This window comes from Rhodococcus sp. NPDC127593 (assembly GCF_042671975.1).
Lineage (GTDB): Bacteria > Actinomycetota > Actinomycetes > Mycobacteriales > Mycobacteriaceae > Rhodococcus_F.
Genome location: NZ_JBHXWI010000001.1, coordinates 185866 through 201706, shown reverse-complemented (window position 1 = coordinate 201706; position 15841 = coordinate 185866). Strand labels below are relative to the sequence as shown.

At 68.0% G+C, this 15841-nt stretch carries 14 protein-coding genes and 2 pseudogenes; 4 read left to right on the top strand and 12 right to left on the bottom strand.

All coding sequences use genetic code 11. The features are described 5' to 3' along the window. Positions 1–17 precede the first annotated feature (17 nt). Positions 18–665: pseudogene (locus ACFVJ3_RS01000) on the top strand (ABC transporter permease). On the opposite strand, the gene ACFVJ3_RS00995 reads toward ACFVJ3_RS01000, so the two are convergent. The 4 genes and pseudogenes from ACFVJ3_RS00995 to ACFVJ3_RS00980 all read right to left on the bottom strand — a co-directional run bounded on the left by ACFVJ3_RS00995 (position 662) and on the right by ACFVJ3_RS00980 (position 5196). After that, a complete protein-coding gene (locus ACFVJ3_RS00995; RefSeq protein ID WP_378450260.1) occupies positions 662–2200 on the bottom strand; it encodes a cobyric acid synthase in 1539 nt (512 codons plus the stop codon). The pseudogene ACFVJ3_RS01000 and the gene ACFVJ3_RS00995 sit on opposite strands and share 4 nt — an antisense overlap. Beyond that, a complete protein-coding gene (gene map, locus ACFVJ3_RS00990; protein WP_378450259.1) occupies positions 2197–3054 on the bottom strand; it encodes a type I methionyl aminopeptidase in 858 nt (285 codons plus the stop codon). Before map ends, ACFVJ3_RS00995 begins: the two co-directional genes overlap by 4 nt. 10 nt (positions 3055–3064) lie before the next feature. Beyond that, a pseudogene (locus ACFVJ3_RS00985) lies at positions 3065–3379 on the bottom strand (UTRA domain-containing protein); the annotation flags it as partial. Between the two features lie 194 nt (positions 3380–3573). Next, positions 3574–5196 (bottom strand): AMP-binding protein, encoded by a 1623-nt coding sequence (locus ACFVJ3_RS00980; RefSeq protein ID WP_378450258.1) that lies wholly within the window; start codon positions 5194–5196, stop codon positions 3574–3576. Positions 5197–5305: 109 nt separating this feature from the next. Here ACFVJ3_RS00980 and ACFVJ3_RS00975 point away from each other — a divergent pair, with 109 nt between their 5' ends. Then, a complete protein-coding gene (locus ACFVJ3_RS00975; RefSeq protein ID WP_378450257.1) occupies positions 5306–6172 on the top strand; it encodes a response regulator transcription factor in 867 nt (288 codons plus the stop codon). A gap of 54 nt (positions 6173–6226) precedes the next feature. Continuing rightward, positions 6227–7648, top strand: a complete 1422-nt coding sequence (locus ACFVJ3_RS00970; RefSeq protein WP_378450256.1) for an APC family permease — start codon at positions 6227–6229, stop codon at positions 7646–7648. Positions 7649–7664: 16 nt separating this feature from the next. On the opposite strand, the gene ACFVJ3_RS00965 is transcribed toward ACFVJ3_RS00970, so the two are convergent. The 8 genes from ACFVJ3_RS00965 to dxr form a co-directional block, all read right to left on the bottom strand. After that, positions 7665–8093, bottom strand: a complete 429-nt coding sequence (locus ACFVJ3_RS00965; protein WP_378450255.1) for an AraC family transcriptional regulator — start codon at positions 8091–8093, stop codon at positions 7665–7667. Beyond that, on the bottom strand, positions 8090–8572 hold the full coding sequence (locus tag ACFVJ3_RS00960; RefSeq protein ID WP_378450254.1) for a GyrI-like domain-containing protein: 483 nt from the start codon (positions 8570–8572) through the stop codon (positions 8090–8092). Before ACFVJ3_RS00960 ends, ACFVJ3_RS00965 begins: the two co-directional genes overlap by 4 nt. 1 nt (position 8573) lies before the next feature. After that, positions 8574–8879 (bottom strand): hypothetical protein, encoded by a 306-nt coding sequence (locus tag ACFVJ3_RS00955; RefSeq protein WP_378450253.1) that lies wholly within the window; start codon positions 8877–8879, stop codon positions 8574–8576. A gap of 156 nt (positions 8880–9035) precedes the next feature. Next, entirely contained in the window at positions 9036–10850 is a 1815-nt protein-coding gene (locus ACFVJ3_RS00950; RefSeq protein WP_378450406.1) for a penicillin-binding transpeptidase domain-containing protein, read from the bottom strand. 53 nt (positions 10851–10903) lie between these two features. Beyond that, positions 10904–11740, bottom strand: coding sequence for a GNAT family N-acetyltransferase (locus ACFVJ3_RS00945; protein WP_378450252.1), 837 nt, complete (start codon positions 11738–11740; stop codon positions 10904–10906). Positions 11741–11834: 94 nt separating this feature from the next. Beyond that, positions 11835–12992, bottom strand: a complete 1158-nt coding sequence (ispG, locus tag ACFVJ3_RS00940) for a flavodoxin-dependent (E)-4-hydroxy-3-methylbut-2-enyl-diphosphate synthase (RefSeq protein WP_378450251.1) — start codon at positions 12990–12992, stop codon at positions 11835–11837. Between the two features lie 41 nt (positions 12993–13033). Continuing rightward, positions 13034–14254 (bottom strand): M50 family metallopeptidase, encoded by a 1221-nt coding sequence (locus ACFVJ3_RS00935; RefSeq protein ID WP_378450250.1) that lies wholly within the window; start codon positions 14252–14254, stop codon positions 13034–13036. A 6-nt stretch (positions 14255–14260) separates the two neighbouring features. Then, the gene (dxr, locus tag ACFVJ3_RS00930; protein ID WP_378450249.1) at positions 14261–15457 is read right to left on the bottom strand and encodes a 1-deoxy-D-xylulose-5-phosphate reductoisomerase; all 1197 of its coding nucleotides are present in this window, start codon (positions 15455–15457) and stop codon (positions 14261–14263) included. An 81-nt stretch (positions 15458–15538) separates the two neighbouring features. On the opposite strand from dxr, the gene ACFVJ3_RS00925 reads away from it, so the two are divergent. Then, positions 15539–15808, top strand: a complete 270-nt coding sequence (locus ACFVJ3_RS00925) for a DUF2631 domain-containing protein (protein ID WP_378450248.1) — start codon at positions 15539–15541, stop codon at positions 15806–15808. Positions 15809–15841 lie beyond the last annotated feature (33 nt).

Below are 15841 nucleotides of genomic sequence, written 5' to 3'. Positions count from 1 at the left end.
ACACCGTCGCCTGACCCCTGCTCGTCGCGTGGCCACTGGGCGTGCTGGTCGCGTAGTTCACGATCGGTGCGGCCATCTTCGCGATGGTCGGCGACACCGGCAGCGACACCAACTTCACCGGCGGCGTCTTCGCCCTCTTCGGGTTCGCCCTCGCGTTCTACCAGCAGGCAATGACACAGACGTTCCCGTTCGCACTGGGGATGAGCGTCACCCGGCGCGACTATTTCGCGGCCACCCTGATCGTCGCCGCCGTCAAGGTTCTCGTGTTCGGGGTGATGCTCTACGGACTGTCGTTGATCGAGGAGGCCACCGGCGGCTGGGGTGTCGGGATGCGGATGTTCGCGATACCCAACTACTTCACGTCCGACCCGGTGATCCAGCTGGCCGCCTACTTCGCCTTCCTGTCACTGACCGCGGCGGCGGGAATGTTCCTGGGCGCACTGCATCACCGGTGGTGGGGGGTGGGGCTCTTCACGCTCGGCGTCGGCACACTCCTCGCCGCAGGCGCCGCCGCATTCGTGATCACGTGGCAGAAGTGGTGGCCGGACATCGGCCACTGGTTCGCCGACGTGCCCCGGTCGGTGCCGATGGTGTGGCTGCCGGCACTGGCCGCGGCGGCGGGGATCGTCGCGGCGTGGGCGCTGGTCCGCCGCGCGACGGCCTAGCGCACCAGGGTCGACGCGATGGTCGGGAGGCTCGTCGGGGGGCCTTCGCCGAGGAGGTCCTCGAGGGCACGGAGATCGAGATTCTGCTCCACCAGGTCTGCGAGCAGATCGAGTTGAGCGGTCCGGATCGCGGCGACATCCGTGTCCGGCGCGGTGACGAAACCGGTTCTCCCCGCGTGTTCGGCCACGTCGTCCAGCAGGAGCCGGCGGAAGCGGTCGGTCTCGAGCAGTCCGTGCCAGTGCGTGCCGTAGACGGCGCCGCGGATACTGCCTTCCGCGGCGCCGCTGCTCGCGTGGAGCAGCGGCTGGTCGCCGTTGCGCCGCACCCGGCCGTGATGGATCTCGTACCCGGACACCGGAACTCCGTGGGCGTCGCCGCGCACCTGCGCGAGCACCTTGTCCGGGGCGAACTCCACCTCGAGGTCGAGCAGTCCGAGACCGGGCACCGCACCACGGCCGGATTCGACGTCGTCGACGATCACGGACCCGAGCATCTGGTAGCCACCACACACGCCGAGCACCGGGCCGCCGCGTTTCGCGTGCGCGGCGATCGCATCCGCGATCCCGTTGCGGCGCAACCATTCCAGATCCGACACGGTCGACTTGCTGCCGGGCAGGACGATCAGGTCGGCACCCTCCAGCCGCGACGGATCGGTGACCCAGCGCACCGACACCCCGGGTTCGCACGCGAGCGCCTCGACGTCCGTCGAATTGGAGATGCGGGGCAGGCGGATCGCGGCCACCCGCAGCCAGTCGTCGCCGATCGGGGGTGCCGGACGTCCGACCGGGGCGTCCCCCACCACCCCGAGCGAATCCTCCGCGTCGAGCCACAGTTCCTCGGCGAAGGGAATCACCCCCAGCGTCGGGCGTCCCGTCATGGCCGTCAACTGCTCGAGGCCCGGCGCCAGCAACGACACGTCGCCGCGGAACTTGTTGATCACGAATCCCGCGATCAACGCCTGGTCTTCCGGTGCGAGGACCGCCACGGTGCCGAACAGGTGGGCGAGCACCCCACCACGGTCGATGTCGCCGACCACGACCACCGGCAGGTCGGCGGCCCGGGCGAGCCCCATGTTCGCGAGGTCCGTGGCTCGCAGGTTGATCTCGGCGGGTGAGCCCGCCCCCTCGCAGATCACGACGTCGTACTCGGCGCGCAGCGACGCCAATTCCTCGGCCACCACCGCGCGCAGGTGCTGCCGGTGCTCGAAGTAGTCGCGGGCTCCGACGGACGTGACCGCGCGGCCACGCACCACCAGTTGCGACGTGCGGTCGCTACCCGGTTTCAGCAGCACGGGGTTGAAGCGGACACTCGGCTCCAGTCCGCAGGCCGCAGCCTGCAGGGCCTGCGCCCGGCCGATCTCACCGCCGTCCAGCGTGACGACGGAGTTGTTCGACATGTTCTGCGCCTTGAACGGCGCCACCCGGACACCTCGCCGCGCGAGCATCCGGCACAGTCCCGCGACGAGCACACTCTTGCCCGCGTCGGACGTGGTGCCGGCGACGAGCAGGGCGCCCTTCCACCGGCTCTCGCTCAAGGCAGGGTGAGGATCTCGTTGCCGGTCTCGGTGACCACGATGGTGTGCTCGAACTGAGCCGTCCACTTGCGATCCTTGGTGACGACGGTCCAGTCGTCGTCCCAGATCTCCCAGCCGATGTCGCCGAGGTTGATCATCGGTTCGATCGTGAACACCATGCCGGGTTCGATGACCGTGTCCACGGACGGCTCGTCGTAGTGGAGGATGACGAGGCCGTTGTGGAAGGTGGTGCCGATGCCGTGTCCGGTGAAGTCGCGGACCACGCCGTAGCCGAAGCGGTGCGCGTACGACTCGATGACGCGGCCGACGACGTTGAGCGCGCGGCCCGGCTTGACGGCCTTGATGGCGCGCATCGTCGCCTCATGGGTCCGCTCCACCAGCAACCGGTTCTCCTCGGCGACGTCCCCGGCGAGGAACGTGGCGTTGGTGTCTCCGTGCACGCCACCGATGTACGCGGTGACGTCGATGTTGACGATGTCGCCGTCCTGGATCACCGTCGAGTCGGGGATGCCGTGGCAGATCACCTCGTTCAGCGACGTGCAGCACGACTTGGGGAAACTCTTGTAGCCGAGCGTCGACGGATAGGCGCCGTGATCGATCATGAACTCGTGCGCGATGCGGTCGAGCTCGTCGGTGGTGACACCCGGCGCCACCGCCTTACCGGCCTCCTGCAGGGCCTGCGCGGCGATCTTGCTCGCCACCCGCATGGCCTCGATGGTCTCGGGGGTCTGGACCCACGGCTCGTTGCCTTCCTTCGCCGTGGGCTTCCACGCGTACTCGGGACGCTCGATCCCCGCCGGTACGGCGAGGACGGGCGACACGGTTCCGGGGCTCAGTGCTGTGCGGACAGACATGGGTACCAGGTTAGACCCGTGCATGGCCCGGGCGTCTCCGGACCCGGCGTGCGCGTCGACGCCACTCCCGCAGCGTGGTGAGGAAGGCGATCCTGTCGCCGCGGTAGAGGGAACGCACCCGTTCGATCGGGACGCCGCCGGTGTCGAGCGAGACACGGTGGAGCCGCAGCATCGGCATCGCGGTGGTCGAGTCGAGCAGCGCGGCCTCCCGCGGGGAGGCCGGCACGGTCTCGATCCGCTCGGTCGCGGACGCGAACACCACGCCGGTCCCGCGGATCGCCGCGCACAGCGAGGTTCCCGGGTCGAATCGGCGCGCCATCTCACCCAGGGAGTCGATATTCACGGCACCACGGTGAGCACCTCGACCACCTCGCTGCCGACGGCCGCGGCATCGCCGAACTCGTCCTCGAACGCGGCCTGCTCACCGAGGAGCGGCTGCACGAGCTCCGCAGGCGCTGACGCACCCGTGCGCCTTTCCGGTAGCAGGAGCTACCGGAAAGGCGCACGGGCCCGGAGGGCCTACTTCTGGCGGAGCAGATACCGCTGCACCTTGCCGCTGGGAGTCTTCGGCAGGTTGGGGACGAAGTGCACGGTGCGCGGGTAAGCGTGCGCCGCGAACTTCTTCTTCACCAGCGTCTGCAGCTCGACCTCGAGTTCGCCGGTCCCGTCGACGCCCTCGCGCAGGACCACGAACGCCTCGAGTACCTCGCCGCGCAACTCGTCGGGCATCCCGACGACCGCGGCCTCGACGACGTGGTCGTGCATGACGAGCACGCTCTCGACGTCGAAGGGCCCGATCCGGTAGCCGGCCATGATGATCACATCGTCGTCGCGGGCGGAAAAGAAGTAGAAGCCGTCCTCGTCGGTCTGCCCGGCGTCGCCGGTGAGGTACCACCGACCGTCGGCGGTGAACCGCTGCGCGGTCTTCTCCGGAGCGTCGACGTAGCCGGTGAACCACATCAGCGGGCTGTTGTGCGTGTCGATCGCGACCCGGCCCGGGGTGCGCGGCGGCGCGATCGCGTCGGAGCCGTCCTCGAGGACGGCGCACGCCCACCCCGGCAGCGGTTTGCCCATGGACCCGTCGCGCACCTCTTCCCGCAGTCCGTCGGCCCAGGAGTTGGCGATGAACATGCCGTGCTCGGTCTGGCCGTAGTGGTCGCGGACGAACACGTCCAGGTTGGCCTCGGCCCACGAGATCACGTCGGGAGTGAGCGGTTCACCCGCGGACGACGCGCGCCGCAGTTTCACCGTCTCGGGGATCGGCGTGGGGTCGGCCCGCAGGCTGCGGTAGACGGTGGGCGCGGCGGCGAAGTTGGTGACGCCGAAGCGCTCCATCACCTGCCAGGTGAGGGGTGCGGAGAACCCGGCGTGCAGCAGGATGCTGCGGGTGCCCGCGGCGAGCGGCCCGAGCAGCGCGTAGTACAGGCCGTACGCCCAGCCCGGGTCGGCGGCGTTCCAGAACACGTCGTCCTTGCGGACGTCGAGGCCGAACTCCTGGTAGGCGTGGAACGACGCGAGCGCCCGCAGTCGCACCGCCACACCCTTCGGTGTTCCGGTCGTGCCGCTGGTGAACAACTGAACGAGGGGTCCGTCGCCGCCGACCGTGACGGACGCGCCCTTCGCATCCGCGGCGTCGTGCGACTCGACGAGCGTCGCGAAGTCGAGAGCATCGGAGTCGGACCCGCCCACGACGACGACCTGCCAGGACGCATCCGCAGGCATGTCTTCTCCGGGGGCCAGCTTGTCGAGCTGGTTGGCGTCGGAGACGACGACCTTCGCTCCGCTCGCACCCAGCCGGAACGCGATCGCCGGCGGCGCGAACGCGGTGAACAGGGGAACGTGGACGGCACCCCGGCGCCAGATGCCGAGCAGTGCGACGACCAGTTCGGCCGACTTGCCCATCAGCGTCGCGACGTGGTCACCCGGCTCGACGCCGAGGTCCGCGAGCGCGGCGGCGAATCGCGTCGACTGCTCGCGCAGGTAGCCGTAGGTGAGGTCCGTCGACGACAGATCCGATTCGACGACGGTGAACGCCACGTCGTCGGCGCGGTGTCGATCACACAGCAGTTCCGCGGCGGACGCCGTCGGCGTGTCGTACTGGTCCAGCAGCTCACGCACGCGTGCGGTGGGATCGGTGGTCATGCGGTACTCCTTGTGCTCTCATGGCCCGTGACAGATGGTCGGGCCGTCGCCCGAACTCGCTACGGTTATGATCTAGCTCACAGACCGCTGTGACTACCCCCGGAAAGGGGTGACCGACTTGGTTGCTCGCGCACCGTCGCTGCTGCGCCCTCGGGACGGGGACGCTCTTCGCGGTGAACTGCGTTCCATCGCAGCTCACGGCGTCGCGCCGGTCCTGTTCGGCGGCGAGGTCCAGGACGGCACACTGCACCTCAGCGAGTTCGTCGGCACCCGCACCAACAACCTCAAGGGCCTCGCCATCCCCTCGCGTTCGGGACTCGGCGGCCGCGTGGTCGCCCAGCGCACACCCGCGGCGGTCAACGACTACGGCCGCTCCTCGACCATCACGCACCACTATGATCGGCCCGTCCTCAGCGAGGGGCTCCGGTCCATCCTGGCGGTGCCGGTCATGGTGCGGGGCAGCTCGCGCGCCGTGCTCTACGCCGCCATCCGCGACTGCGCACCGATCGGAGACCGCACCGCCGACATCGTCGTCGCGGCGTCGCGGCGCCTCGGCACCGAGATCGCCATCCGGGACGAGGTCGATCGCCGCCTCGAGATGATGAAGACGCTCGACGTGAACGGCGCCGGCGGCGCCACCACCGAGGAGCTCCGCGACATCCACGCGGAACTGCGGGGTGTCGCGCAGACCGTCGCCGACACGTCGTTGCAGGCCCGCCTCCGCGGGCTGTCGCAGCGACTGGCAGGCATTCTGCGGCCGGACGCCGACGAGGACCCCGCCGTCCACCTCACTCCACGCGAGATCGACGTCCTGTCCCATGTGGCCCTGGGATGCACCAACAGCGAAGCAGCACAGCGGCTCTCGGTGGGACCCGAGACGGTGAAGAGTTACCTGCGCAGTGCTATGAGCAAGCTCGACGCACGGTCGCGGCACGAGGCGGTGGTCACCGCGCGCAGGCTCGGGCTGCTCCCCTAGCGACACGCGTCTTCTCGAACGAGGGACGCAGGCGGTAGCGAAAGGCGGTGGATCATGGGATCGACAGCGGACGCCACGAGTTCGAACGCACCGGATTCGAATTCGCCCGAACAGCCGAGCCTCAAGCGGGTGATGGGCCCGGGGCTGCTACTGCTGTTCATCGTCGGAGACATCCTCGGCACCGGGATCTACGCGCTCACCGGAAAGGTGGCCAATCAGGTCGGGGGCGCGGTGTGGCTGCCGTTCCTGGTGGCGTTCGTCGTCGCGATCATCACCGCATTCAGTTATCTGGAGCTGGTCACCAAGTTCCCGAAGGCCGCGGGCGCCGCGCTGTACACGCACAAGGCGTTCGGGGTGCACTTCCTCACGTACATGGTCGCGTTCGCGGTGATGTGCTCGGGAATCACGTCCGCGTCGACGGCGTCGCGGGCGTTCGCCGCCAATTTCGTCGAGGCGTTCCACCTCGACTTCTCCACCGGGATCGGCATCACCCTGCTCGGTCTCGGCTTCATGACGCTGGTGGGTCTCGTCAACTTCCGCGGGGTCAGCGAGAGCGTCAAGACCAACGTCGTGCTCACCTGCGTCGAGCTGTCCGGTCTCCTGATCATCATCATGATCGGGCTGTGGGCCCTCGGCGTCGGAGACGGCGACTTCTCCCGGGTGGCTACGTTCGACACCGGCGACCGATCCGCACTCAGCGCGGTCGTCGCGGGCACCGCCCTCGCCTTCTTCGCGATGGTCGGGTTCGAGGACTCGGTCAACATGGCCGAGGAATGCAAGGAACCGAGCCGCATCTTCCCCAAGGTCCTGCTGACCGGGCTGATCATCACCGGCTGCATCTACGTGTTCGTGTCGATCACCGCGATCGCCCTCGTGCCGGTGAGCGAGCTCGGCGAGGGTGACACTCCGCTGCTGAAGGTCGTTCAGGCCGGGGCGCCCGGGTTCCCGATCGGGATCTTCGCGTTCATCACCATGTTCGCCGTCGCCAACACGGCGCTGATCAACATGCTGATGGCAAGCCGGTTGCTGTACGGCATGAGCCGGGAGGGCGTCCTGCCTCCCCCGCTCGGCAAGGTTCACACCACGCGGCGCACGCCGTACGTTGCCATCGTCTTCACCACGATCCTCGCCTTCGGCCTCATCACGTTCGTCGGTGAGGTCCCCGAACTCGGCGGCACCACCGCGCTACTGCTTCTGGGCGTGTTCACCATCGTCAACATCACCGTGCTCGTCCTGCGCAAGCAGCCGGTCGAGCACAAGCATTTCCGGGTGCCGACCATCCTGCCGATCATCGGCGCCCTCACGTGCGGCTTCCTCGTCACTCCTTTCGCCGACCGTCCCGCGGTGCAGTATCAGATCGCGGGCGTTCTCCTCGGAATCGGTGTCGTGCTGTGGGCCGGGACCGTCGTCGTGAACAAGAGGCTCGGCAAGGGCGGGCCCGAGATCGACCCCGAGAAACTCGCCGAGCACGAATGACCCGCCCGTTCGCCGCTCAGTACAGCGAGAGGAACAGTTCGACCGACCCGTCCGGATGATGCACCTCGAGGTCCTCGGTGAAGGCGCGTTCGATCCGGCCGCGCGCCGCCGCGTAGTCGGCGACGCTCCACGTCTCGGCGAGCGCATCCGGTTCCGATTCGTCCGCGCAACAGAATCGGGCGAAATAGCCGGAACGTACGCCGACCAGGACGTCGCCGTGCTCCATCTTGTCGATCGAATCGCACGGGTGTCCTACGACGACCGTGAAGGTGCGCGGCGGCGGGGAGGCCGCGTAGACGACGAAGATCTCGGAGATCCCCCGATCCCTGATCCGCTCCACCGTGTAGTCGACGAGTTCCCGGCCCGGCCCGGGACGTCCGGGTTTACCCTCGGGAATGGTCAGGCCCACAAACGATTCGGCCGCCCGCTTGACGATCTCGATCATCGCTTCTCACCCACCGCACTCGACGGCGCCCCGGACTCGTCCACGTGGATCGGAATGTACAGGTCCACGGCGTACGCGTGGGGATACGCTTCGAGGTCCCCGGTGTACGTCCGCTCGATGTCACCGTTCGTCTCCGCCTCACTGACCTGCGCCCACAGCCGGAGCATCACGTCGGGAAACATTCCCCGCGAGGAGAACTTGGCGTACGTGCCGGGCGGGATCCGCGAAATGACGTGACCCCGCGTGGCGTCGTCCACCGTCGCGCACTCGTACCCGACGATCTGGGTGTAATAGGACTCGACGTCGGGTGCGAAGTCGATGTAGGTGGACGCGAGCGGCCCCCCGACCTCGTGGTGGAGCACTCTCGTCCAGGCGCGGTCGAGGCGAGGGTCGCTCAGCTTCCCCAACGCTCGCTGGGGGCTTCGCACTGGTAGACCGGCCACCAGGGTCTCGCCGCGCTCGATGATCTCGAAGCCCATGTCAGATCGCATCCTCGAGAACGTGTGCGTCGCGAACGCCGACGCAGGGCACCCCTCGAGCCCGCGCCAGCTGCATCGCCATCGCATCGGACGGCGAACAGAGTCCGTCCAGGACGTCCTCGGTCGCGATCGCGCAGACGACGTCGCCCTCACATTCGCTGATCGATTCGATTCCGCGTTCGGAAGCCCACTGCCGCAACGCAACCCACCGCGTCAGCTCGGTGCCGGCGCCCGGGCGCCCGACGAACAACACCCTCCGGGTGCCGTTCGCTGTCTCCACGCGATTGACTTCTGCACTGATGGTCATGGTCCGACTTCCTGTCCACGTTGGCTTTTCGATCCCGACTGTGCGGGTTCTTCCGTCTGCAACCAACTATGGACCGCCCCGGCGGCCGAGTCTGTCCACCGATCAGCCCCTGAACAGGATGAATTCCGCGTCCCCCGATCGGTGGACAGCGGCGTGTCAGTACCCCTCGGGCAGCGCGGCGAACATGTCGCGGGTAACGGCGACGGCATTGTCGGAACTGCCGCCGCGCACCACCAGCGTCGCGAACGCGAGGTCGCCGCGGTAGCCGACGAACCAGGCGTGCGAACCGCCCTCGACCTCGGCCTCACCCGTCTTGCCGTACACCTCGCCCTGGTCTTCGATCCGCTCGGCGGTACCGCTCGTCACCACGAGGCGCATCATTCCGCGCAGCCCGTCGACCATCTCCGGGCTGATCTGCGGACGCTCGCCGTCGATCGTGGTTTCCCGTCCGGCGATCAACCGCGGCACGGGCGTCGAACCGTGTGCGATGGTCGCGGCGGCCAACGCCATCCCGAACGGGCTCACCACCACCTTGCCCTGCCCGAATCCGTCCTCGGTTCGCTGCACCAGATCCTCGGCCGGCGGCACCGAACCCGAGTCCGTCGGCAGGCCCACCACTTCGTAGTCGGGCCCGATTCCGTACTGCGACGCCGCGACCGTCAGTGCGTCGGGCCGCATCTCGCTGGCAAGTTTCGCGAACGATGTGTTGCACGACCGAGCGAACGCCGTCGCCATCGGCACGGTACCGAGCGCGAATTCGTTGTAGTTCGGGACGCTGCGCTCACCGATCTCGATGCGTCCCGGACACGGCACCATCGTGTCGGGTGTCGCGATGCCCGAGGAGATCGCGGCGCCTGCGGTGATGATCTTGAATGTCGAACCGGGCGGATACAGTCCGGTGAGCGCGACCGGTCCGTCCTTGTCCGCGGCCTTGTTCTGCGCGACGGCCAGAACGTCGCCGGTCGAGGGCTGGATGACGACCATCATCGTCTGGTCGGTGCGCGCATTGACGGCGTTCTGCGCGGCGATCTGGATGGGACGGTCGAGACTGATCGAGAACGACGGGGAGGTCTGCGGCGCCGTCTCGGTGAGCACGTCGGTGTCGACACCGTTCTGGTTGACCGTCACCACACTCCAGCCGGCCTTGCCGTCGACCTCGTCGATCACGGTCTTCTTCACCTGACCGACCAGATCGGGTGCGAAGTTCCGGTCGGTGGCCACGAGATCCGCCTCGTCGGACACGCTCACACCGGGAATGGCGCCGAGCACGCCGGCGACCTGTTCGTAGTCGTCCGACCGGAGCCTGGTGACGAGGTAGTCGCCCTTGACCGCCGTCGCCGATTCGGCGATCGACTGCGCAGTGAGCGTGTTGTCGAACGTGGCAAGCGCCGACGCGAGGGACTGCGCGCTGCCGATCACGTTGCCCGACTGCGCCGCATCGACCTTCACGCGGTACACCACGCCGGGCACGAGGACGTCCGACCCGGAATGCTCGTTGACCCGCGCCCGCGGGGGGGCAGTGGAACGCAGCGACATCGTCTGCCGATCACCCAGCCGGGGATGGACGTTGGTGGAACTCCAGCGCACGGCCCAGTCGCCGCCGCGCCGCCCCATCTGGAGTTCACCCGAATACGTCCACACCCGGTCCTTCGGCAGATGCCATTCGTACGTGTACCCGACGGTGGCCGTGTCACCGCTGACGTGAACGTCCGTCGTCCGGGCGTCGAGAGACTCCGCCTGCAGCGCCGTCCACGCGGACTCGAGGGCCTGGCGGGCGACGTCGGGGCGATCCGACAGATCGGCGGCCTGCTCCGGGTCCTGCTCGGCGAACGCCGTCAGAAACGCCTGCGCGGCTGGTTCCGGACCGTCCGGTCTCGGCGTGCACGCCGTGAGACCCACCGTCAGCACAGCGGCGCCGCAGAGGGCGATCGACTGGACGACGCGTAAGCGAGAATATGGCCGCAGGTTCATCGCCGCCCATGGTATGTCGGCGGACACCGCCGACACGGTAGGCGGACAGCGAGTCAGTCCAGGAGAATTGTCGCGAACGTCGCGACCTGGCTGAAGCCGATGCGCGCGTACGCGCTGCGGGCCACCGTGTTGAAGCTGTTGACATAGAGGCTGGCGATGCGGCCCTCGGCGATGACGGCCTCCGCGACCGTCGCGGTACCCGCCGCCCCGAACCCGTGTCCGCGATACATCGGATGCACCCAGACACCCTGGATCTGCCCCACCCGTGAAGACACCGATCCAACCTCGGCCTTGAACACCACCTGGCCGTCGTCGAATCTGGCCCACGCCCGGCCGGCGGCGATGAGATTGGCGACGCGGCGGCGGTACCCTCGTCCGCCGTCATTGGCGCGGGGATCGATGCCGACCTCTTCGATGAACATCGCGACCGCGGCCGGCAGATACTGCTCGAGTTCGTGCATCCGCACCTGCCGGACCAAGGGATCCGGGCGGCATTGCGGGGTACTCGCCAGCGCCAGCAGCGGCTGGTCGGCCCGGACCTCGCGGGCAGGCCCCCAATCCATCTCGAGCATCTCCCACAGCGGCAGCGTCAGTTCTGCCCTGCCGACCAGCGACGAACACATCCGCGGCGTGCGACAGGCCCGGTCGGCGAACGCCCGCATGTCGTCGATGCTGCCGCGCAGCGGCACGAAGTTCGCGCCCGAGAAGCACAACGATTCGAGCGGCCCGCCCCGACTCCACAACTCTCCGTGGATCATCCGGGGATCGATGCCGCCCTCTTCGACGCGAGCGGCAACCATGCAGGCGGCGACAGGATCGGCGTCGAGAACGCGAAGCACGTGTGCTGCGTCCCGACTGCTCAACTGTTTGGCACCGAGGAGCTTGAGCATCTACCCAACCTTGTCAGCTAGTGGACCTGCCCACCAGATTGCCATGAACTCGCCGGAAACGGGAGACGTTTCGTTGCCCGCTGCCTGCGCCGACTCAGCTGACCGTCACGACAGGTGATCCGGGCTTCGCATCACCCTCCATCTCCTCGGCGATCCGCATCGCTTCCTCGATCAGGGTTTCGACGATCTGCGCCTCCGGAACCGTCTTGATGACCTTTCCCTTGACGAAGATCTGCCCCTTGCCGTTGCCGGACGCGACACCCAGGTCGGCCTCGCGGGCCTCACCGGGACCGTTGACGACGCACCCCATGACGGCGACGCGCAGCGGGATCTCCATACCCTCGAGACCGGCGGTGACCTCGTCGGCCAGCGTGTACACGTCGACCTGGGCGCGCCCGCACGACGGGCAGGACACGATCTCGAGCTTCCGGGGCCGCAGGTTCAGCGACTGCAGGATCTGCGTGCCGACCTTGATCTCCTCGGCTGGCGGGGCGGACAGCGACACCCGGATGGTGTCGCCGATGCCGTCGGCCAGCAGCGCACCGAACGCCACCGCCGACTTGATCGTGCCCTGGAACGCCGGACCGGCCTCGGTCACCCCGAGGTGCAGCGGATAGTTGCACTGCGCCGCCAGCTGCCGGTAGGCCTCGACCATGATCACCGGGTCGTTGTGTTTCACCGAGATCTTGATGTCGCCGAACCCGTGTTCCTCGAACAGTCCCGCCTCCCACAGGGCGGACTCGACGAGCGCCTCCGGCGTGGCCTTGCCATACTTCTGCATCAGCCGGGGGTCGAGGGAACCGGCATTGACGCCGATGCGGATCGGGATGCCTGCGTCGCCCGCGGCCTTCGCGACCTCCTTGACGCGTCCGTCGAACTCCTTGATGTTGCCGGGGTTCACGCGGACGGCCGCGCAGCCCGCCTCGATGGCGGCGAAGATGTAGCGGGGCTGGAAGTGGATGTCGGCGATGACCGGGATCTGACTCTTCTTCGCGATGGTCGCGAGCGCGTCGGCGTCCTCCTGCCGCGGGCAGGCGACACGGACGATGTCGCAGCCGGACGCCGTGAGTTCGGCGATCTGCTGCAGGGTGGCGTTGACGTCGTGGGTCTTGGTGGTGCACATCGACTGCACGGATACCGGGAAGTCGCTGCCGACACCGACAGTTCCGACCTGGAGCTGGCGAGTCTTGCGGCGGGGTGCGAGAACGGCGGCCGGGCCTTCGGGCATACCCAATCCGACAGGGCTGGTCACGTGGGTGCCTTCTTTCGTAGCTTCAAGTCCGAGTTTAGCGATCACTGGAAGAGCTTGATCGGGTTGACGATGTCGGCGGTCAGGGTGAGGAGCATGTATGCCCCGCCTATGACGATCACCACATAGGTCACGGGCAGAAGCTTCATGTAGTCGACGGGTCCCCCGCTGGGCAGTCCGCGTCTGCTGCGGAACCAGTCCCGGACCCGCTCGTACAGGGTGACCGCCATGTGTCCGCCGTCGAGCGGCAGCAGCGGCAGGAGGTTGAACATTCCGAGGAAGAAGTTCAGGCTCGCGAGGAGCAGCACGAACGCCTCCCAGATGCCCTGTTCGGCGATCTGACCGCCGATGACGCTGGCGCCGTACACGGAGATCGGGGTCTCCGGGTCGCGTTCGCCGCCCGTCACCGCATGCCATAGGTCGACGGCCTTGCTCGGCATCTGCACGAGCCGCTCGGCGGTCATCACGAACATGTCGCCGGTGAACTCGAACGAGGCGGGCACCGCCGAGAGGGCCGAGTGCTCGACGACGCTCGGGGTCGCCCCGATGCCGATGGCACCGACCGTCGCCTCGTGAGGTTCGGTCTCCCCCTCTTCCTGGACCCAGCGCTGCACCTGCTGGACCGGGACGACGATCGTCTGCTCTTCGCCGTCCCGCTCGATCCTGAAGTCCACCGGGCCGGACAGCGGACGTGTGGCCGCAGCCACGTCGGCGAACGAGGGCGTGTCCTTGCCGTCGACCGCGGTGACGACGTCGCCGGTCCTGATGCCCGCCTGCTCGGCGGGGCCCGGGCCGGTGCACTCGGACAGGGCGTAGTCGGGGCCGGGACCCTGGGTGGGCGCAGCACACCCGACCGAGCCGACGACCGCGTCGGTGGAACGGTTGAGGTCGGGCAGCCCCCACCCGACTGCGAGGACGTAGACCAGCACGAGCCCGAGGACGAAGTTCATGCCGATGCCGCCGGACATCACCGCAAGGCGCTTCCAGGTCGGCTTCTTGTACATGGCCCGGTCTTCTTCGTCCGGTTCGAGTTCGTCCAGCGCCGTCATCCCGGCGATGTCGCAGAACCCGCCGAGCGGGAGCGCCTTGAGCCCGTACTCGGTCTCACCGCGGCGGAAGGAGAAGACCTTGGGTCCGAAACCGATGAAGTACCGGCGGACCTTCATGCCGGTGGCCTGCGCCACCCACATGTGCCCCGCTTCGTGAAGTGCGATCGACAGTGCGATCCCGAGGGCGAAGAGAACAACGCCCACTGCGAACACCATGCAGTTCTAGCCTTCCTGCTTCACGAGCTGACGTGCTCGCTCACGTGCCCAGCCGTCGGCGGCCAGTACGTCCTCCACGGTAGCCGGTGGCGCCGACCACTCGTCCGCCTCGGACAGCACGGAGGCGACGGTGCGGACGATGCGCGGGAATCGGATGATCCCGTCCAAGAATGCCTGAGCCGCGACCTCGTTCGCAGCGTTGTAGACGGCGGTGAGGCATCCGCCACCCTTGCCTGCCTCGCGGGCGAGGTCGACGGCGGGGAAAACCTGCGAGTCGAGTGGCTCGAACTCCCAGGTGGATGCGGTGCTGAAGTCGCAGGCCGCGGCGGCACCGGCAACCCGGTGCGGCCAGCCGAGCGCCAGGGCGATCGGGAGTTTCATGTCGGGTGGGCTGGCCTGCGCCAGCGTCGACCCGTCGGTGAACGTGACCATCGAGTGCACGATGGACTGCGGGTGAACGGTGACGTCGATCCGGTCGTAGTCGACGCCGAACAGCAGGTGGGTCTCGATCAGTTCGAGCCCCTTGTTGACGAGTGTCGCGGAGTTCAGCGTGTTCATCGGCCCCATCGACCACGTGGGGTGGGCACCGGCCTGCTCGGGTGTGACCGATTCGAGCCGATCGGCCGTCCAGCCGCGGAACGGTCCGCCAGAGGCGGTGAGAACCAGCCGGTCCACCTCGTCCGCGCTGCCGCCCCGCAGGCACTGGGCCAGCGCGGAGTGCTCGGAGTCGACCGGCACGATCTGTCCCGGAGCCGCCGCGGCCGTGACGAGGGGCCCGCCGGCGACGAGAGACTCCTTGTTGGCGAGGGCGAGCCGCGCGCCGGACTCGAGCGCAGCCAGAGTCGGCTCCAGTCCCAGCGAACCGACGAGTGCGTTGAGCACGACGTCCGCTTCCGTGGTCCGCACGAGTTCGGTGACGGCGTCCGGCCCGCTCAGCACGCCGGGCCGACCCAGCGATGCGGCCGCCCGCGGATCCGCGACTGCGACGGAGGACACACCCGTCTCACGAATCTGCCGGTCCAGCAGTTCGACGTTTCCGCCGCCTGCCGCGAGTCCCACCACCGTGAACTTGTCCGGGTTGGCGGCCACCACCTCCAACGCCTGGGTACCGATCGAACCTGTGCTGCCGAGCAGCAGGACGCGAGTGGGCCTGTTTTCATCCACCCACCCATTGTTCCTGATGAAATGCGGACTGCCCGCCATGGATGGCCCCGCTACATACGACGGGCAGTCGTATGTCACGATATGTCGAGTAGCGCAACCGAATCTGCAGGAGGATCGATCGTGGCCGGTACCCAGTTGGAGCCCTCGTCCAGCGACCCCATCGTGGCCGCACACATCGACACCGCGGAGGTCCCGTCGGCAGCGTGGGGCTGGAGCGGTGAGGCGCCGAAGACGTTCCGGTTCTTCGGATGGCTCTTCGCCGTGTTCCTGCTGCTCATGATCATCGGCAACCACACCGGCGAGATCGAGGACCTGTGGCTGATCGGCTGCGCGGCCCTGATGGTCCTGATCCTCGTTCGCGACATCGTCCTGCGGCGCAAGCCCCGGTAGCACCGAACCACGAACGAACCCCTCGCCCCGATC